The sequence below is a fragment of the Acidovorax sp. 1608163 genome (genome assembly GCF_003669015.1).
Taxonomy (GTDB): Bacteria; Pseudomonadota; Gammaproteobacteria; order Burkholderiales; family Burkholderiaceae_C; genus Acidovorax.
This window is the reverse complement of sequence record NZ_CP033069.1, coordinates 744174-763218: the sequence shown is the minus strand read 5'-3', so window position 1 is coordinate 763218 and position 19045 is coordinate 744174. Positions and strand designations below refer to the sequence as shown.

18 protein-coding genes and 1 riboswitch are annotated in these 19045 nt (G+C 63.5%); of the genes, 5 read left to right on the top strand and 13 right to left on the bottom strand.

Going from position 1 to position 19045, the window contains the following annotated elements:
- Window positions 1-8 precede the first annotated feature (8 nt).
- Together glmU and EAG14_RS03420 are read right to left on the bottom strand one after the other, a co-directional pair.
- On the bottom strand, window positions 9-1439 hold the full coding sequence (glmU, locus tag EAG14_RS03425) for a bifunctional UDP-N-acetylglucosamine diphosphorylase/glucosamine-1-phosphate N-acetyltransferase GlmU (protein WP_121728062.1): 1431 nt from the start codon (window positions 1437-1439) through the stop codon (window positions 9-11).
- Window positions 1440-1655: 216 nt separating this feature from the next.
- On the bottom strand, window positions 1656-2219 hold the full coding sequence (locus tag EAG14_RS03420; RefSeq protein ID WP_099742035.1) for a DUF2917 domain-containing protein: 564 nt from the start codon (window positions 2217-2219) through the stop codon (window positions 1656-1658).
- A 128-nt stretch (window positions 2220-2347) separates the two neighbouring features.
- On the opposite strand from EAG14_RS03420, the gene EAG14_RS03415 reads away from it, so the two are divergent.
- Window positions 2348-3343: a LysR substrate-binding domain-containing protein gene (locus EAG14_RS03415; protein ID WP_121453250.1), complete on the top strand. Its 996-nt coding sequence runs from the start codon at window positions 2348-2350 to the stop codon at window positions 3341-3343.
- Window positions 3344-3510: 167 nt separating this feature from the next.
- On the top strand, window positions 3511-4602 hold the full coding sequence (locus tag EAG14_RS03410; RefSeq protein WP_099742036.1) for a diguanylate cyclase: 1092 nt from the start codon (window positions 3511-3513) through the stop codon (window positions 4600-4602).
- 158 nt (window positions 4603-4760) lie between these two features.
- Here the strand turns inward: EAG14_RS03410 and tyrS are convergent, their stop codons facing one another.
- Complete coding sequence (gene tyrS / locus EAG14_RS03405; protein ID WP_099742037.1) at window positions 4761-5993, bottom strand: tyrosine--tRNA ligase; 1233 nt, start codon at window positions 5991-5993, stop codon at window positions 4761-4763.
- Between the two features lie 200 nt (window positions 5994-6193).
- Between tyrS and EAG14_RS03400 the strand changes: the two genes are divergently transcribed.
- Window positions 6194-7552 (top strand): M23 family metallopeptidase, encoded by a 1359-nt coding sequence (locus EAG14_RS03400; RefSeq protein WP_121728061.1) that lies wholly within the window; start codon window positions 6194-6196, stop codon window positions 7550-7552.
- Between the two features lie 66 nt (window positions 7553-7618).
- Entirely contained in the window at window positions 7619-8728 is a 1110-nt protein-coding gene (locus EAG14_RS03395) for an anhydro-N-acetylmuramic acid kinase (RefSeq protein WP_121728060.1), read from the top strand.
- 31 nt (window positions 8729-8759) lie between these two features.
- On the opposite strand, the gene erpA is transcribed toward EAG14_RS03395, so the two are convergent.
- The 6 genes from erpA to EAG14_RS03365 form a co-directional block, all read right to left on the bottom strand.
- Entirely contained in the window at window positions 8760-9125 is a 366-nt protein-coding gene (erpA, locus tag EAG14_RS03390; protein ID WP_099656675.1) for an iron-sulfur cluster insertion protein ErpA, read from the bottom strand.
- A 60-nt stretch (window positions 9126-9185) separates the two neighbouring features.
- Window positions 9186-9584, bottom strand: a complete 399-nt coding sequence (locus EAG14_RS03385; RefSeq protein WP_099656676.1) for a polymer-forming cytoskeletal protein — start codon at window positions 9582-9584, stop codon at window positions 9186-9188.
- A gap of 173 nt (window positions 9585-9757) precedes the next feature.
- On the bottom strand, window positions 9758-10471 hold the full coding sequence (locus tag EAG14_RS03380; protein ID WP_121728059.1) for a DUF6776 family protein: 714 nt from the start codon (window positions 10469-10471) through the stop codon (window positions 9758-9760).
- A gap of 109 nt (window positions 10472-10580) precedes the next feature.
- A complete protein-coding gene (rpsI, locus tag EAG14_RS03375) occupies window positions 10581-10973 on the bottom strand; it encodes a 30S ribosomal protein S9 (RefSeq protein WP_099656678.1) in 393 nt (130 codons plus the stop codon).
- Window positions 10974-10984: 11 nt separating this feature from the next.
- The gene (gene rplM / locus EAG14_RS03370; RefSeq protein ID WP_121728058.1) at window positions 10985-11413 is read right to left on the bottom strand and encodes a 50S ribosomal protein L13; all 429 of its coding nucleotides are present in this window, start codon (window positions 11411-11413) and stop codon (window positions 10985-10987) included.
- 241 nt (window positions 11414-11654) lie between these two features.
- The gene (locus EAG14_RS03365) at window positions 11655-13610 is read right to left on the bottom strand and encodes a serine/threonine-protein kinase (protein ID WP_121728057.1); all 1956 of its coding nucleotides are present in this window, start codon (window positions 13608-13610) and stop codon (window positions 11655-11657) included.
- 247 nt (window positions 13611-13857) lie between these two features.
- Between EAG14_RS03365 and EAG14_RS03360 the strand changes: the two genes are divergently transcribed.
- Complete coding sequence (locus EAG14_RS03360) at window positions 13858-14745, top strand: 23S rRNA (adenine(2030)-N(6))-methyltransferase RlmJ (protein WP_099656681.1); 888 nt, start codon at window positions 13858-13860, stop codon at window positions 14743-14745.
- A 50-nt stretch (window positions 14746-14795) separates the two neighbouring features.
- Here EAG14_RS03360 and EAG14_RS03355 read toward each other — a convergent pair whose 3' ends face one another.
- The 4 genes from EAG14_RS03355 to ahcY all read right to left on the bottom strand — a co-directional run bounded on the left by EAG14_RS03355 (window position 14796) and on the right by ahcY (window position 18860).
- On the bottom strand, window positions 14796-15416 hold the full coding sequence (locus tag EAG14_RS03355) for a septal ring lytic transglycosylase RlpA family protein (protein ID WP_121730271.1): 621 nt from the start codon (window positions 15414-15416) through the stop codon (window positions 14796-14798).
- A 50-nt stretch (window positions 15417-15466) separates the two neighbouring features.
- Window positions 15467-16318, bottom strand: a complete 852-nt coding sequence (metF, locus tag EAG14_RS03350) for a methylenetetrahydrofolate reductase [NAD(P)H] (protein ID WP_099656683.1) — start codon at window positions 16316-16318, stop codon at window positions 15467-15469.
- Window positions 16315-17316 carry a TlyA family RNA methyltransferase gene (locus EAG14_RS03345; RefSeq protein ID WP_099742042.1) on the bottom strand — a complete coding sequence of 334 codons (1002 nt, stop codon included), beginning with the start codon at window positions 17314-17316 and terminating at the stop codon, window positions 16315-16317. The genes metF and EAG14_RS03345 overlap by 4 nt, the downstream gene beginning before the upstream one ends.
- Window positions 17317-17423: 107 nt before the next feature.
- On the bottom strand, window positions 17424-18860 hold the full coding sequence (gene ahcY, locus EAG14_RS03340; protein ID WP_099656685.1) for an adenosylhomocysteinase: 1437 nt from the start codon (window positions 18858-18860) through the stop codon (window positions 17424-17426).
- A 64-nt stretch (window positions 18861-18924) separates the two neighbouring features.
- A riboswitch (S-adenosyl-L-homocysteine riboswitch) is annotated at window positions 18925-19005 on the bottom strand.
- Window positions 19006-19045 lie beyond the last annotated feature (40 nt).

The window sequence follows — 19045 nt, the reverse complement described above, 5'->3', positions numbered from 1 at the left end:
TCAGCTTCTCAAGCCTTCGGCTGCTTCTTCGGGCGTTGCCAGTTGGCAATGCTGACTTGTTTGCCACGCGCTACGCTCAGTGCGCCAGGCTCGGTGCTCTTGGTGATGGTGCTGCCGCCACCCACCGTGCCACCCGCGCCAATCGTCACCGGCGCCACCAGCACGCAGTTGCTGCCCACGTGCACATCGGCCTCGATCACCGTGCGGTGCTTGTTGGCGCCGTCGTAGTTGGCGGTGATGCTGCCTGCGCCGTAGTTCACGCGCTCACCCACCGTGGCGTCGCCCAGGTAGGCCAGGTGGTTGGCCTTGGCACCGTCGGCCAGCGTGCTGTTCTTCACTTCGACAAAGTTGCCGATGTGGACCTCGCGGCCCAGCTGCGCGCCGGGGCGCAGGCGGGCAAAGGGGCCGATCAAGGCGCCCTCGCCCACGGTGGCTCCGGCCTTTTCGCCGTCGATGTGGGTGTAGGGGTGGATCACCGCGCCCGCCGCGATGCGTGCATTGGCAATGCAGCAGTTGGCGCCAATGCTCACGCCCTCGCCCAGCTCCACGCGGCCGGTGAAGACGCAGTTCACGTCAATCTCCACGTCCTGCCCGCAGACCAGCTCGCCGCGCACGCCGGTGCGGGTGTCGTCGCGCAGGTCAAAGCGGGCGGGGTCGGCCAGGCGCACGCCTTGCTCCATCAGCCCTCGGGCCTGGCGCAGCTGGTGGGCGCGCTCCAGTTCGGCCAGTTGCAGCGGGCTGTTCACGCCCGCCACCTGCAATGCGTCGGTGATGCGGTGGGCGACCACGGGCACACCGTCGGCCACGGCCATGGCGACGATGTCGGTGAGGTAGTACTCGCCCTGCGCGTTGTGGTTGGTGAGCCGCGCCAGCCAGGGCGTGAGCAGCCGCGCGGGCACGGCCATGATGCCGCTGTAGACCTCGGTGATGGCGCGCTGGGCTTCCGTGGCGTCTTTGTGCTCGACGATGCCTTGCACGGCGCCTTCGGCGTTGCGCACGATGCGGCCGTAGCCCGTGGGGTCGGGCAGGGTCACCGTCAGCAGGGCCAGCTTGCGGCCTTCGCTGGCGGCCACCAGGGCGCGCAGGGTGTCGGCCTGGGTCAGGGGCACATCGCCCGAGAGGACGACCGCCGTGCCATCGTCACGCAGGTGGGGCACGGCCTGCTGCACCGCGTGGCCGGTGCCCAACTGCGGCTCCTGCCGCACAAATTTGAGGTCAAAACTGCCTGCAGCGCTTGCTGCGCCAGCGGTAGCCGCTTCTACTTCTGTAGCACCGTGCCCCGTGATGACGATGGCGCTGCGGGCCTGCAGGTGCGCGGCCTGGTCCAGCACATGGTGCAGCAGCGGGCGCCCAGCCAGGCGTTGCAGCACTTTGGGGGTGCGGCTTTTCATGCGCGTGCCCTTGCCGGCCGCCATGATGAGAATGTCGAGTTGCGTCATGGAATGGGGGGTGTGGAGTGGCCCGCAGTGCCGCCACTGCGCAGGCCTGCCCGCATTATCGGCGCCAATGGCGGCTGACAGACGCCCACTGGCCGCCAACTAACCGCCAATCAACCGCCCACTAATTGCCCACCAATCGCTACCAAAATAGAAGCTGCTAGCGCTTTATCTGCAAGCGCTAGCAGCCCATTTGATTGAGAAAATGCGCTAACGGACTCAGGCCAGCCTGCGCGGCCACGCCCCTGCCAGGCGGTAGGCCGCAAACCGCGCCAGGCCCAGCACCAGCCGCCCCACCGCACCCGCGGCATCGGCCGCAGCCCCCACCACGGCGCGGCCGCCCTGCCCCAGGGCCAGGCGCAAATCGCGCAGGGGTTGCGCCACAGCGCGGTCCCAGCACACCACCACGGCAGCAGCCCCCTCGGCACGCACAGGGGCAGATGCCACAAGGCCTGCTGCGGGAAGGGCACAGTCCCAGCGAAAGGCCAGCGCGCCAGCAGCATCCACCGCGCCAGGCAGCCCCCAGGCCTCGACCACCGCATGCTGGCCGGGCAACAGGCTCAGGCGGTCTCCGGCGTGCAGCACGTGGTCTGCGGGCAAGGCCTGTGCGGCCCCGGTCAGCGTGACCCAGGCCCGGCCCTGGGCAATTTCCAACACACCAGGCTCACGCGGGCGCAGTGAGAGGGCGCGGCGTGCCTCCAGCTTCCAGCATCCCGCCAACAGGGCGGCGGGGCTGGCGGGACTCACGGAGGATTGCGATGCGGGAACAACATGGCATGGCATGTGGGACTCCTTTCTGCCACGAAGGGCTTTAATGAGGCCCAATGATCCGGCTGCAAACCCTTTGCGTCCAATGAAAACGCGCTACCCTATTGATGCGAAGACCGCATGAATACACCCACCGCCGCGCCATGCCCAACGACCCCAACGCCCCCGCCATCCAACGCACCCGTCCCGTCGCCGTGGGGCACTGGCGCGCCTTTCTGGCCGTGGCCCGGCACCTGAACTTCCGGGCCGCGGCCGATGAGATGGCCTTGACCCAATCGGCCGTGAGCCGCCAGATCCAGGCGCTGGAAGAAGAAGTGGGTGTACCCCTGTTTTTGCGCCACACCCGCGCGGTGGAGCTGACCAGCGCGGGTGCACAACTGCAACGCGCCGTGGTGCCCGCCCTGGAGCGCATGGACGCCGCAGTGCGCCTGGTGCGCCAGACCGCCGGGCGCAAAAGCGTGGCCATCACCACCTGGGCCAGCTTTGCGTCGATGTGGCTGATTCCGCGCATGGAGGAGTTTCAGCACCAGCACCCGGGCATTGACCTGCGCATTGATGCCAGCGACGTGAGCGTGGACCTGGACACCTCGGACGTGGACATTGCCCTGCGCTACGCCCTGCCCGGCCCCGGCATGCAGGGCGCACGCCGCCTGTGTGGCGAGCAACTGGCCGTGGTGGCCAGCCCCTGGCTGCTGAAAACAGCGCCCCCCATCCGCAAACCGGCCGACCTGGCCCAGTTCACCCTGATTGAAGCAGGCGACGCGCACCGCACCCAGCACCTGGAGTGGCTGAGCTGGCGGCGCTGGTTTGATGTGCAGCAGTGCCCCAAGCTGCAGCCCCAGCGCTGGCTGTACTTCAACTACGCGCACCAGATCGTGCAGGCCACGCTCAGCGGCCAGGGGCTGGCGCTGGCCCGCATGCCGCTGATTGCCGACGCGCTGGCCTCGGGCGACCTGATCGAGGTGCTGCCGGGGCACCGGCTGGATTCGCCGCTGGCCTACTGGATGCTGGTGGGCCCGCGCAGCGGGCACCGGCCCGAGGTGCAGGCCTTCAGCGCCTGGCTGGAGACCCAGGCCGCCGCCACCCGCGCCGCCATTGGCGATGTCCCCGACCCCGATACGCAAGACCATCTGGACTGAGAACCTGTTCAAGGAGCCCTGTGGGCGATCTCGCAGGCCACCGTCAAGCAGCGCCAAAGCCCCCAGTGAAAACACCAGCCACAACCCGCCCACGCAGGAGGACACTGGGGGCCTAGTTCACTCAGCCTCTGCAGCTCCACCCAACACCGCACCAGCCCCTTGGCCCCATGCACACCATCGAGCCCCCACCAGACAACTTCCGCTTGCTGATCCGGCACGCATCAGCACTGTGCATGCTGGTGCACAGCCTGTACATCGCGCTGTTTGTCTGGGCTGACGTCGATGCCCTGGCGGCGCTGAATGTGCTGAGCGTGGCCACGCATGCGCTGGCCTTTTGGCTGGCCCGCCCCGATGGGCACCTGCGGGCGGCCACGTTGCTGCTGATTGGCGAAATCACCGTGCACGCCGCGGCTGCCACAGTGTTCATCGGCTGGGGCACGGGGTTTCACTACCTGATGCTCCCGGTCATCCCGGTGGCCATGCTGTCATCGAACGACCACAAAACCACCAAATATGCGATTGCGGTGTGTCTGTCGTTCATCTACCTGGGGCTGGACGGCTGGAGCAGCCAGAACGAACCCGTCTACGCCCTGGGCAACACGCTGGAAAGCCTGCTGCGCTACCAGAACATCGTCACGTTGCTGCTGACGTTCATCATCTTGTCCCGGGGCTACTACAACGTGGTGACCCAGGCGCAAGAGGTGCTGACCCGGCAGGCATCGACCGACCCCCTCACCGGCGCCATCAACCGCCGCAGGCTCATGGAAATTGGCCGCGCCGAGCTGGCCCGCCAGCCCCGGCAGGCACAGCCCATTGCCCTGCTGCTGTGCGACATCGACCATTTCAAGCGCATCAACGACACCCTGGGGCACAAGGCAGGCGACCAGGTGCTGCAGGACTTTTACCGCCGGGCGCTGGGGGTGACCCGCGCCAGCGACAGCATTTGCCGCTGGGGCGGTGAAGAGTTCCTGATCCTGCTGCCCGACACCGACGCACCGGGCGCCGACCACCTGGCAGAGCGGCTGCGCCAGGCCATCAGTGCAGATCTGTTCAAACCCGGCCACACGCCGCCTTTGCAGGTCACCGTCACCATCGGCGTGGCCACCGTGCAGGCGGACGAGGGCCTGCTGGACGCAGTGCACCGTGCCGACGAGGCGCTGTACCGGGGCAAGCAGCAGGGCCGCAACCAGGTGGTCAGCAGCCTCCCACCGGCAGCCCGCCCGGCGGCGGCAGAACCCCCTTTGCGCTGGCAGAAATAGGAACGGGCGCCAAAAAGCCCGCTTCAGAACCCCAGCACCGTTGACGCTGCGGTTGTGCCAAGGCATGACGCCCATAAAAAAGCGCAGAACGCTACACTTTCGATAGCTTCCCGCGCTTATTTGAAGGGCGCTAGCGCCCTTTTTCACATAAATCCGAATCAACCCAGCTGCACACGCGCAAACTTGCGCTTGCCCACCTGCACCACGTAGGTGCCAGCATCCAGCTTCAGGCCCTTGTCGCTGACCACGTTGCCGTCCACACGCACACCGCCGCCATCGATCAGGCGGTTGGCTTCGCTGCCCGAGGGGGCCAAGTTGGCCTGCTTGAGCAGCGCGCCAATGCCCAGTGGCGCGCCCGTCAGAGCCACTTCGGGGATGTCGTCCGGCACGCCGCCCTTGCTGCGGTTGGTGAAATCCTGCTCCGCCGCATCGGCCGCCGCCGCGCTGTGAAAGCGCGTGGTGATCTCCTTGGCTAGCATCACTTTGGCGTCCTTGGGGTTGCGCCCGCCGGCAATCTCGGCCTTGAGCGCAGCGATCTCGGCCAGGCTCTTGAACGACAGCAGCGTGTACCAGTCCCACATCAGCGTGTCCGAAATCGACAGCACCTTGGCAAACATGGTGTTGGGCTCTTCGGTGATACCGATGTAGTTGTTCTTGGACTTGGACATCTTGTCCACGCCGTCCAGCCCCACCAAGAGCGGCATGGTGAGCACGCACTGCGGCTCCTGCCCATACTCCTGCTGAAGATGGCGGCCCATCAGCAAATTGAACTTTTGGTCCGTGCCACCCAGTTCCAGGTCACTCTTCAAGGCGACCGAGTCGTAGCCCTGGAGCAGCGGGTACAAGAACTCGTGCAGGCTGATGGAACTGCCATCGGTAAAACGCTGGTGAAAGTCGTTGCGCTCCATCATGCGCGCCACCGTGTACTTGGCCGACAGCTGGATCATGCCCCGCGCACCCAGGGCATCACACCACTCGCTGTTGTAGCGGATCTCGGTGCGCGCAGGGTCCAGAACCTTGGCGGCCTGCGTGTAGTAAGTCTCTGCGTTGAACTTGATTTGCTCGGGCGTGAGCGGCGGGCGCGTGCTGTTGCGCCCGGAAGGGTCACCGATCAAGGTGGTGAAGTCACCGATCAGGAAGATCACCTGGTGGCCCAGATCTTGCAACTGTCGCATCTTGTTGAGCACCACGGTGTGGCCGATATGAATGTCGGGGGCCGTGGGGTCCAGGCCCAGCTTGATGCGCAAGGGTTGACCAGTGGATTCCGAACGCACCAGCTTCTTGGTCCACTCATCCTGCGGCAGCAATTCTTCCACGCCGCGCAGCGAAATTTCGAGGGCCTGGCGTACACCATCGGACAGCGGGCTTGTTGTAACAGCTGATTGATTCATAAGGGTTTTTTTCGATGTCTGAGGATGACGCGCCGCTATACTCGGGCTCCATTGCAAAGGCGGATTCTAGTAGGCCCGCCGTTTCGGCCCGGGTTTCACCCGCTGAAAATTGCCTTGTTTGCATCTCTGTGCCTCCGACTTCCGCAGGGCCCCTGGCCCAGGTCTTGAGCGAAGACACACTCACCTCTGGGGATAGAACATTGATTCACGGCTTGACCACCGCCAGCTTGGCTTTGCTTGATCGACTGTCCCAGACCGCTCAAAAACACCCCCGACGTATCACTGCCGCCATCGCAGCCCTGCTGCTGACCGGCGGCGGTGGCGCATTCGCCGTGGCCTCGCTGGGGCCCGACGCCTCTGAGCTGCCCACCAAGACGGTGAGCTACCCCGTCGAATCGCTGGCAGAAAACCTGGCCCTGGAATCGCTCGACGCCCCCGGTTTTTCGCTGTACCGCTCTGAACAAACCCGCAGCAGCGACACGGCAGAGTCTCTGCTGCAGCGCATGGGCGTGGCAGACCCGGCAGCGGCCGCTTTTTTGCGTTCTGACAATGCTGTGCGACAAAATTTGCTGGGCCGAGCTGGTCGGCTGATTTCGGCAGAGACCACCGACGACCACCGCCTGGTGCGCCTGACTGCACGCTGGGCCCCCGATGACAGCGGCACCTTCCGCCGCCTGGTGGTAGAGCGCCAGGACGAGCGCTTTTCCTCGCGCATCGAAACCGCACCACTGACCAAAGGCACGCGCCTGGCCGGGGGCGTGATCCGCAGCTCCCTCTTTGCAGCCACCGACGCCGCCAACATCCCCGATGGCGTGGCCGTGCAAGTGGCCGAGATCTTCTCAGGCAACATCGACTTTCACCGTTCGCTGCGCAAGGAAGACCGCTTTGCCGTGGTGTACGAAACGCTGGAGGCCGATGGCGAGCCCCTGCGCAGCGGCCGCGTGCTGAGCACCGAGTTCCGCAACAACGGCAAGACCCACCAGGCCGTCTGGTTCCAGGAGACCGAAGCCTCCAAGGGCGCCTACTACACCCTGGAAGGCGAGAGCATGCGCCGCGCCTACCTGGCCTCGCCGGTCGAGTTCTCCCGGGTGACCAGCGGCTTCAAGATGCGCCTGCACCCCATTTTGCAAACCTGGCGTGCCCACCTGGGCACCGACTACGCAGCCCCCACAGGCACCGCAGTGCGCACGGTGGGCGATGGTGTGGTGGAGTTTGCTGGCGTGCAAAACGGTTTTGGCAACGTCATCTTCGTCAAGCACCGCAACCAGCATGTCACCGTCTATGCCCATTTGAGCCGCATCGACGTGAAGAACGGGCAATCGGTCTCGCAAGGCCAAACCGTGGGGGCCGTGGGCTCCACCGGCTGGGCCACAGGCCCGCACTTGCATTTTGAATTCCGCATCAACGGCCAGCACCAAGATCCGCAAACCATCGCCCAGCAAAGCGAAGCAGCCGCCCCCGTGTCGGCCTCCGCCCGCGCTGCGTTTGACCGCCTGGCATCTGCCATGCGCATCCAGCTGTCATCGGCAGAGCTGCTTCAGCAAGCCAGCGCCCAGTAACGCCAAGCCCACTCGGCCAGCCCCAGCGGGCCGCAGCTTGCCTCACACCGCTTGACGGCCCGATCCATGCGCGAGCTTTATATTGGCCTGATGTCTGGCACCTCACTCGATGGTGCCGATGCAGTGTTGGTGGACTTTGCAGGGCCCCAACTCCAGGTCTTGGGCTACCGCGCTCAGCCCTTTCCAGAGGGGCTCAAGAGCGACCTCCTCGCACTCAACACCCCGGGCGCAGACGAGCTGCACCGCGCTGCACTGGCAGGCAATGCGGTGTCTCGCATCTACGCCGAGCTGGTCAACACCCTGCTCCAGGACGCCCATGTCCAGGCGAGTGAAGTGCGCGCGATAGGCGCCCATGGCCAGACGGTGCGGCATCGCCCCCAGGAATTTGACGGCACGGGCTACACCCTGCAGCTGCAAAATCCCGCCCTGCTGGCAGAGCTCACAGCCATTGCGGTCGTGGCCGACTTTCGCAGCCGGGATGTTGCCGCAGGCGGCCAAGGCGCACCGCTAGTACCTGCATTCCACCAAGGCATCTTTGGAAGCGCCACAGAGACAGTGATGGCGCTAAACATCGGCGGCATTTCCAACATCAGCATCCTGCCCGCCCACGGACCGGTCATCGGCTTTGATTGCGGCCCGGGCAATGCACTCATGGACCACTGGTGCCAGCGGCACACAGGCCACCCCTACGACGCGCAAGGCCAGTGGGCTGCAAGCGGCTCCGTACACCCAGGGCTGTTGGCCGACTTCCTGCAGGAGCCGTTTTTGCAGAAGTTGCCGCCCAAAAGCACCGGGCGCGATCTCTTCAATGTGCACTGGCTGGATGCCAAGTTACAGGCCTATCCCGACATCCCACCTGCGGATGTGCAGGCCACTCTCACCGAATTCACCGCCCGCGCCTGTGCCGACAGTGCCACCTTGCACGGGCAATGCGCCACCCGCTTGGAGGTGTGCGGCGGGGGCGCATTGAACACCCACCTCATGCAAAGGCTGCAGGCCCTGCTAGGCCCCGTCTTGGTACAACCCTCGGACGCCCTGGGCTTGCCTGTCATGCAGGTCGAAGCCAGCGCATTTGCCTGGCTGGCCCGCCAAACCCTGCAAGGGCTGACGGGCAGCCTGCCAAACGTCACGGGCGCCCAAGGCGCCCGTGTACTCGGGGCGATCTACCCCGCATAAGCCCCCCTCAAAAAGGGGCGACATCTGTTGATCAGGTCGAAAAGCTCGAACCGCAACCGCAGGTCGTGGTGGCGTTCGGGTTCTTGATGACGAACTGGGCGCCTTGCAGGTCTTCCTTGTAGTCGATCTCTGCACCCACCAGGTACTGGTAGCTCATGGCATCGATCAGCAGCGACACACCGTTTTTAGTCATGGTGGTGTCGTCTTCGTTGGTGATCTCATCGAAAGTGAAGCCGTATTGGAAGCCAGAGCAGCCGCCACCCTGCACAAACACCCGCAACTTCAAATCGGGGTTGCCCTCTTCAGCAATCAGATCGGCCACCTTGGCGGCGGCACTGTCCGTGAACAGAATCGGGGCAGGCATCTCGGTGGAGACATTTTCGGCAACAGCGCTCATGGGGAACTCCGGGTTCAGTATTTGGCTGGGATGGTACTGCAACACGGCAGCGCCACCGCCTCAGGAATTGTTTGACGCTAGTTTGAGTGGGGGCTTTTCTTCCACCAACACGGCGGCAGGGAAGAGCTGCCCGGCAATCATGGCCCCCTGGTGCATCTCCAGCGCACGGTAGTGCACGTTGCCAGTGATGCGCGCCTTGGGCTGCAGCTCCAGTAGCTCTGCGGCATGCACAGGCCCCACCACCGAGCCATTGACGATGACATGGTCCGCATGCACCGCCCCATCCACCCGCGCTGTCTCCGAAATCACCAAAATGCTGGGCTGCTCTGTGGCGGCGCGGATATCACCAATGACATCGCCATCAATCCGAATGCCCTCCTCAAACAGCACATTGCCCTCGATCCGGGTGCCATGGGCAATCAAACTCTTGATGGGAGGCTGTTTTTTACGCGAGAACATAAAGGGACTCCTGAAGTGCACATCAAGGCACCAAATGAAGGAAGGGATCAGGGCAAGCCACAGAATGCCCCGCACATGGGTAATCTAAAGTCTGCCGAATGCTTGGCAGCGACTGGCATGGCCTAGTGCGCGCCTGCGGGCACCAGGGTCGCAGCCAAATCCCGCCGTCGATGTCAATCCAACTCAGTGGCCTGGACTGCACGCACCGCCTGCCCCTCCAAGACACGGGCAGTCACAGTTTTTACCACGACATTCAAAGGCAGCGGAAGCAAGCCGTCCAGACGCCTGTACTGCCGAAATTGCAGCGGCTGCCCCTCGGGCGGCAAAATCTGCGTCCAAGGCTTGCCCTCCCGGGTGCCGGTCACCACCAACTCCAGTCGTCCCTTGAAGTCAGACGCGTTGCGGGCCGCCGCCTGGATCACCAGCACCTGCCACCGCAATTGCACCCCACCCACCACTTCCGCCTGCAAGCCCCGGATGGCTACCCCATCCGTATTGGAAACGGGCATCAGCTTTTCAAAAAAGCCCAGATCATCCCGCAACATGCGGTTTTCAGTTTCCAGTTGCCTCACCTGGGCTGTCAGACGCTCCAGCGTCGCGCGGTCAGCGGTGAGCAGGCTCTCGGCAGTCTGCGACAAGGTCTGGCGTTGCTGCGACTGCTCCCGCAGTTCTTCCACCTCTGTGCGCAGGCGCAGGATGTCATCACGGGTACCAGACTCCAGGCCAGCGATGGATTTTCCAAACTCGAACGCCCACAACGCCGCTGCACCACTGAGCCCCATCACCAAGGCCAAAACCAGCCAGCGCAGAGGCCAAGGCAGTGCGCTGCGCACCGCCACGCGGGGCGCACTGATCGTCAAACGACGACGAAGCAAACGAAAACGCATGAACGGTCCATCCCTCTTTGCGAAGTGCGCACCATAAACGAAAAAACCGCCCGAAGGCGGTTTCTGAGAGACAGGGTGCAAGCCCCCCCGCCTCGCAAGGTCGCGAAGATTAACGCTTCGAGAACTGCTTTGCACGACGTGCAGAGCGCAGACCGACCTTCTTACGTTCCACTTCACGGGCGTCACGCGTCACGAAGCCAGCTTGGCTCAGTGCGGGCTTGAGCGTCGTGTCGTAGTCGATCAGAGCGCGGGTGATGCCGTGGCGGGTTGCACCGGCTTGACCGGATTCACCACCACCATGGACATTGACCTGGATGTCGAAAGTTTCGACATGGTTGGTCAGCACCAGGGGTTGCTTGGCAATCATGATCGATGTTTCACGGCCGAAGTAGGACTGGATGTCCTTGCCGTTCACAGTGATCTTGCCGGAGCCTTTTTTCAGAAACACGCGGGCGACGCTGGACTTGCGACGGCCGGTGCCATTGTTCCATTCACCAATCATCTCAAGGCTCCTTAGATTTCCAGCGCTTTGGGCTGCTGGGCGGCGTGGGGATGCTCTGCACCGCCATACACCTTGAGTTTCTTGATCATTGCGTAGCCAAGGGGACCCTTGGGCAGCATGCCCTTGACAGCCTTTTCCAGAGCACGGCCAGGGTGCTTGGCTTGCATGTCGCGGAAGTTGGTGGCTGTGATACCGCCGGGATAGCCCGAGTGACGGTAGTACACCTTGTCCAGGGACTTGGTGCCAGTGACCTTGAGTTGTGCTGCGTTGATAACGACGATGAAATCACCGGTATCGACGTGAGGCGTGTAAATGGCCTTGTGTTTGCCGCGCAAACGGAGAGCAACTTCGCTGGCTACTCGTCCGAGGACCTTATTGGTCGCGTCAACCACAAACCACTCGTGCACGACCTCAGCGGGCTTTGCGCTGAATGTAGACATGAGTTTCTCTTTTCAAGAGGGGTTTGAGGGCCCTTTTCCACGGTCGGTGCTTCTCTGAAGGAAGCCTCTTAGGTGGTAAGAAGTGTTCGCCGCGGGGCCACTAAATCGCTGCGAAGCCCGCCATTATACGAAGTTCAACGCAACCAGCACAAGCCTGATCTGTCGGCAGAAAGAACGCCGACCGCGCAGAAAGGCTGTTCAACGAAGAAACGAGGCGCAGCCAGCGCCCAGGATGATCGGCTCAGTTGGACATTTGCCGCGCACGCTGCTCGTCCGCTTCGTAGCGCTTGCGCGTTTCGACGCAGATAGCCAACCCAGCCTGCGAAGGCTTTTGGCATTCCTGGTGAATGCACATGGGCTTGGCAAAAAAGCTCGCATTGGCACACACCTCTTGGGGACTGGGAGCCCGTACAGGGGTGGGCCTGGGCTTGGGTTCTGGCGGAGGCGGGGGTGGCGGGGGTGGGGCTTCCACCACCTGGGGAGCAGGCGCTGGCTCGGGTTGGGCTTTTTTGGCCGCAGCACTGCGCGCCGTTGGCTTTGCCGGTGGGACTGCAGCCGAAGCTGTCGAGGCCGGGGACGCATCGACCGCGGCAGCCGACGCAGTTGCGGCCACGACCTCGCTGGCCACAAGCAACGGCTCCGACGCAGTCGTGTCAGGGGCCGACGCCTCCGGCATCGGTGGTGCGATCGCAGGCTGCGCCAGCTCTGTGATGATGTCGTCTTCCACAGTCGCTTTGCGTCCGTGGGTCCACCAAGCGGCAGCCCCGACCACCAACAAAGACGCCACCAAAACGACGCCCCAGCCCAAGCCACGGCTGCGCCGCGCCCCGGAGGTGCGATGCGCACGCCGAGGCGTCGCGTCCTGCACACCGCCCGACTTGCTGGCACGTCCCCTGTATGAGGAAGCTGCCGCCGCGCGCGCGTCTGCGGCGTGGCTTGCCCCATGCTCATCCTGCACCACGGTGTCCCCGGGGTCCATGAAAACGGTGTCTGCCGCATCTACCGCCACCGTATCGGGCCCAGAGGCTGCATACGAGGCATCCCCATCAGAGGCTTTGCGCAACGGCGCATCATTGGCGGCCGAAGCGTCTTGCGCCCCCAACGCCTTTTCCGTCTGCGCCTGGATATCCGCGATGATTTTGGGCGCAGAGGTCACATCCACCGTCGGGGTGACCAAACCAGGGCCTGGCTGATCGGCAGGCTCTACCCAGATGTCCCCCAAATCGGCCCGGAAGTCGAAATCGGCAACCCCCTCGGGGGGCGACTCCATCTCCATGGCGTGCAAAAAGGCCTCAATGCTCTGCGGCCGATCCTCGGGGCGCAATGCCAATGCCTGGCTGATGGCTGCAACAAAGGGCGCGGAATACTCCACACCCAATTGGCGCTTGACGGTTTTGGCCACGCGAGAGAAAGGCACCATGCGATCACGGATGGAGCGCAAGGTGGCGGGCAGCGGAGTGTCGTTGCACAGGCAGCCATGCACCACTGCCGCCAAAGAGTAGAGGTCACTCCACGGCCCCTGGCGCAGATCCTCATCGGACTCGGAATACTGCTCGATAGGCGCGTAATTGACCTTGAGCACCGCCGTGTGCTGACGCCCCTGGTCGTTGATGGCATGGCGTGCAGCCCCCAAATCGAGCAACACTGGGGGGCCGTAGTCCTGCAAGAAAATATTGTCCGGCGAAATATCGCGGTGCAGCGTCTTGCCCTCATGCAACACCTGCAAGGCACCGAGCACGGACCACAGCACCTTGCGCAGCCAGGCCTCTGGCGGCGGAATGCGCATTTGCGCCCTGGCTTGCTTGAACGTCATGCCGCTGTACAGGGGCATGACCATATAGGCCGTGTTGTTCGCCTCCCAAAAGCGGAACACCTTCACCAGGGAGGGGTGGTCAAACTGCGCCAGAAGACGCGCCTCGCCCACAAAAGAAGCCAGGCCCGCCTGGAAGGTCTGCTGGTCTGACGAAGAGCGCACCCACAGCGACTGTCCCTGCGCACGCCCGGCCAGGGCCGAGGGCATGTATTCCTTGATCGCGACAGCGCGGTGCAGCGAGTGGTCAAACGCCTTGTAGACCATGCCAAAGCCACCCACCCCTAGCAACGCCAGAATCTCGAACTCCGCCAAGCGGGTGCCAGGGGGCAGCGCATCGACGTGGCTTACGCCGCTGGCAGAGGTTTGACTGGAACGTTCGGTCATGGTGAAAAAAGCGTGGCAGTCCAGCGTCTAAAGCAAAATTCAGCGGGCACCAGCCCAGCGCCAGCCCGCTGACACAGGCGATGATGCTGCATCACCGCAGGTACAAAGGCAACAAAAAGCAGACTGTCTGCCAAAAACATCACAGCCTGCCCGAATGCCCTCGATTTTGCCTTGAACGCACGCACCACTGGCCGAGATAGATCAGGGTACGCCCCAAGAGACGGCCCGCAATCGTTACCATAGCGACATGTTCAGTTACCGCCACGCCTTCCACGCGGGCAACCATGCCGATGTGCTCAAGCACACCGTTTTGATTGCCACTTTGCAATACCTTACGGAGAAAGACGCGGCACTGACCGTGCTGGACACCCATGCGGGCGCCGGCCTGTACCGCCTGGACGGTGACTACGCCAGCACCAGCGCCGAAGCCGCCGATGGCATCTTGCGGCTGGTCGCCCCGGAAGTACCGCCCCTGACCCCGGCGCTGGCAGCCTACGTAGACATGGTGCGCGCCTTCAACCAGGGCACCAAGACCAAGGTGTACCCCGGCTCCCCCTTCATCAGCCAACGGCTGCTGCGCGAACACGACAAGCTCAAGGTGTTTGAGTTGCACCCGACCGACATGCGCGCACTGGCGGGCAATGTGGCCCAGCTCAATGCGGGCAGGCAAGTGGCCGTGCTGCATGAAGACGGCTTTGAAGGCATCAAGAAATTCTTACCGCCACCGGCCCGCCGCGCTTTGCTGCTGTGCGATCCCAGCTATGAAATGAAGAGCGACTACGGCAAGGTGCTGGACATGGTGGCCGATTCGCTCAAGCGTTTTGCGACGGGTACGTACGCCGTGTGGTACCCCATCATTCCGCGCCCCGAGGCCCATGACCTGCCCCGCCGACTCAAGACCATGGCCACAAAGGCCGGCAAGAGCTGGCTGCATGCCACGCTGACCGTCAAATCGAGCAAAATAACGGAAGACGCAGCAGGCGAAGTCAAGCGCCCAGGTCTGCCAGCCAGCGGCATGTTTCTGATCAACCCACCCTTCACGCTGAAAGCCGCGCTGAAAGAAGCGCTGCCACAAATGGTGGAGTTGCTGGCCCAGGACAAGCACGCCACGCATACGCTGGAATCCGGGGGCTGACCATCCATGCCCTGGCCCGGCCCTCTGGCGGGCCAGGCCACCGTTCCAAGCTACTCAGGGCGTTTGGGCGGGCAAGTGTCTTCGCCCGAACCCAGCGGAAACACATCCACCGGTTTAAGCCCCAAGCCGCCCATGCCCAGCGCCAGCGCCGCGCCACGGCTTAAATCCAGTACCCGGTTGGCCACATGCGGGCCGCGGTCGTTGATGCGCACCACCACTCCGCGGCCTGTGGCCTGGCTGCGAACGCAGACCAACGTGCCAAACGGCAGCGTGCGGTGGGCGGCCGTCAGGGCATGCATATCAAAGCGCTCCCCGCTGGCCGTGCGCCGCTTGTGAAAACCTGGTCCATACCAGGAAGCCAGCCCGGTCTCGCTGGGCTGCACGTCGGCGTCATCGTCCTCTTCCGCACCGTCTACATCCGCCAGCAAATCAATGGATGAACGCTGTGCTGCGCGCCGCGCGTCCGAGGCGGGAGACGGAGCAGGAACCTCCACCAAAGCGGGGGAACTGGCCTCTGGCGCTGCAGACACGGCAGGCACACCAGCCGCGACGGGCGCCGGTGCCGCCAGGCCCTGCGCCAGCGCATCTGTGGATGCAGCCAGGCCGACCCAAATGGCTGCGCAGCCACCGCACCGCCACGCCAGTGCCAGCGCAGCGTGCAGGGAGTCCATTGCGCGGCAGTGTGCCTGCGCCCAGAGGGCGCCCTGTCGCAGCTGCACGCCTACAGCTCCAGACGGCGGCAGATTTCCAAAGTCGCGGCGCTTTGGTTCATGGTGTAGAAATGCAAGGCAGGCACGCCCGCACTGCGCAGTTGATCGCACAGGTCTGTCACCACGTCCAGGCCAAACGCCTTGATGCTGGCGGTATCGTCGCCAAAACCCTGCAGACGCAAGCGAATCCAGCGGGGGATTTCAGCGCCACAGGCGTCGGAGAAGCGCATCAACTGCGTGGAGCTGGAGATGGGCATGATCCCTGGCACCACGGGGATGTTGGCGCCCAGCTTCTGGGTGTCTTCCAAAAATCGGAAGTAGGCATCGCTGTTGTAGAAATACTGGGTGATCGCGGCATCTGCGCCCGCTTGCACCTTGGCCACATAAGCCTTCAAGTCAGCCTCTGGCGAACGTGCCTGGGGATGCACCTCTGGGTAGGCAGCCACCTCGATGTGGAAGTCGCGGCCCGTTTCTTCGCGGATAAAGGTAACCAGATCGCTGGCGTACTGGAACTCGCCGCCCGCACCGTAGCCGCTGGGCAGATCGCCCCGCAAGGCGACCAGGCGGCGAACCCCCATGCCCTTGAGCACGGCCAGTTGCTCACGCACCGACTGGCGGGTGGCGCCGATGCACGAGAAGTGCGATGCGGCACTCACGCCCTCAGCGAGGATTTCACGCACCGTGGTGAACGTGCCCTCCTGCGTGGAGCCACCGGCGCCATAGGTCACGGAGCAAAACTCAGGGTGCAGCGCATACAGCTGCTGGCGCACAGCGCGCAGCTTTTCAGCCCCTTCGGGCGTTTTCGGGGGGAAAAACTCCAGACTCACCGGAAATCCGGTGGCTTCTGTCTTGGCAGCGTTCATGCCGTCCTCCTTGCATCCACAAAAAATTCCCGGTTGCCATCGCCGCCCTGGATGGGGCTTTCCATCCACGCAAGCACCTGCAAGCCCAGCTCTGCGCAGCAATCACGGATGCGCTTTTCCACGACGGCATACAAAGCCTCGTCGCGCACAATGCCGCCCTTGCCGACTTGGCCAGGCTGCAATTCGAACTGCGGCTTGACCAGCATGAGCAAACGGCCCTGCGGCGCCATCAGGGGCACCAGGGCGGGCAGCACCAAGGTCAGCGAGATGAACGACAGGTCACCCGTTACCAGGTCAAACACGGGCGTGACCTGCACATCCTCTCGCCCCTCTCGGCGCTGGCGCACCACGGGCAAAGTGCCCTCAGCCCGCGCGCGGGCCTTGGCGGCTCGTTCGGCCTTGAAGGTCTCTACGTCTTGCTCTTTGGCGTCGTCACTGTCGTCGTACTCTTCATCGATCAAGCCGCCATTGCGCATCCAGCTGTAGGGGGCCACCGGCTGGGTGTCGTTGTCTTCGTGGTCTTGCACCAGCTCTTCGGACAAGGCCGCCTCGCAGCCTTCCAGCAGCGACTCGGCCGTCATCGCCCGGGCGTTGAGCCCTTCCACGCCCACCACGCGCACATCGCCCCGCAGGCGCTCGTGCAACTGCCCATGGCCCACATCCACGCCCACCACCTGGGTCGCACCGTGCTGCAGCAGGCAATCCGTGAAGCCCCCGGTGCTCTGCCCCACATCCAGGCAGCGCAGCCCTTGGACGGCTAGGCCCGTGGCCTGCAAAGCGCCTTCGAGCTTGAGCCCGCCACGCGAGATGTATTTGGCCTCGGCATCGTCCAGCAGCCGCACCTCGGCCACCGACGGAATGTCATCCCCGTTCTTGGCCACTTTGTTCCAGGGCGACAAGGGCGTCAGGCGCCACTCCACCCCCGAGGCGATCAAGCGCTGCGCTTGCGAGCGCGTGGCCGCATGGCCACCTTCCACCAAAAATACGTCTGCGCGCATGCGTTCTCTCTCGTCGGTCGACGAAAATTCAGATAAAAACAGGGGCTAGCGCTTACCAGATAAGCGCTAGCAGCTCCTAAATCAGGAGCAATCTCCCACCCCAGCCATCAATAGCGGTAGGTGTCAGGCTTGTAAGGGCCTTGCTTGGGCACGCCGATATAGGCCGCTTGCTCGTCCGTCAGCTCCGACAGCATGGCGCCCACCTTCTTCAGGTGCAGGCGTGCCACCTTTTCATCCAGGTGCTTGGGCAGCACATAGACCTTGCCGTTTTCATAGAAGTCGCTGTGCGTGAAGAGTTCAATCTGCGCAATCGTCTGGTTGGCAAAGCTCGACGACATCACAAAGCTGGGGTGGCCTGTGCCGCAGCCCAGGTTCACCAGACGGCCCTTGGCCAGCAAGATGATGCGCTTGCCGTCGGCAAAAATCACATGGTCCACCTGGGGCTTGATCTCTTCCCACTGGCAGTGCTCTTCGAGCTTGGCAACCTGGATTTCGTTGTCGAAGTGGCCGATGTTGCAGACGATGGCCTGGTCCTTCATGGCCTTCATGTGCTCGAACGTGATCACGTCGCGGTTGCCCGTGGTCGTCACGAAGATGTCTGCCTTGTCGGCGGCATACTCCATGGTCACGACTTTGTAGCCTTCCATCGCGGCTTGCAGGGCGTTGATAGGGTCGATCTCGGTCACCCACACTTGGGCGCTCAAGGCACGCAAAGCCTGGGCCGAGCCCTTGCCCACGTCGCCGTAGCCAGCCACGACCGCCACCTTGCCAGCGATCATCACATCGGTGGCGCGCTTGATGCCGTCCACCAGCGATTCGCGGCAGCCGTACAGGTTGTCGAACTTGCTCTTGGTAACCGAGTCGTTCACGTTGATCGCACGGAACATCAGGTTGCCCTTGGCCGACATCTCCTTCAAGCGGTGCACGCCTGTGGTGGTCTCTTCGGTCACGCCAATGATCTGGGCGCTCTTGCGGCTGTACCAGGTGGCGTCCACCGCCAGCTTGGCCTTGATGGCGGCAAACAGGATGCGCTCTTCTTCGCTGCCAGGGTTGGCCAAGACCTTCTGGTCCTTTTCGGCCTGCTTGCCCAGGTGCATCAGCAGCGTGGCGTCGCCGCCGTCGTCCAGAATCAGGTTGGGGCCTTCGCCCTCTGTACCGGCAGCGCCAAAGTCAAAAATGCGGTGGGTGTAGTCCCAGTAGTCGACCAGCGTCTCGCCCTTCACGGCAAACACAGGAGTGCCCGCAGCGGCAATGGCAGCAGCAGCATGGTCTTGCGTGGAGAAAATGTTGCAAGAAGCCCAGCGCACTTCCGCGCCCAGCGCTTGCAGTGTCTCGATCAGCACCGCCGTCTGGATGGTCATGTGCAGCGAGCCCGTGATGCGCGCACCCTTGAGCGATTGCTTGGGCGCGAATTCCTCGCGGATGGCCATCAGGCCGGGCATCTCGGTTTCAGCGATGCGGATTTCCTTGCGGCCCCATTCGGCCAGGCCGATGTCGGCAATGATGCAGTCGGTGTTGACCGGGGCGTTGACGCGTGCGTTCATGGTGTGCTCCAAAGCAGGTTTGAAAAGCCACTTGACGGGGGAAGATGCAACTCACCGCACGAAAAGTGGATGAGCGTCGTTGCTTGATGACTCCGAGCCTCACGCCCCGCAGGTAGCAGGGGGCGCTGCAACGCTCCTCGGATGGGCGGATTATAGAAGCAAGACTTTCAACGGGCACCCGTTCT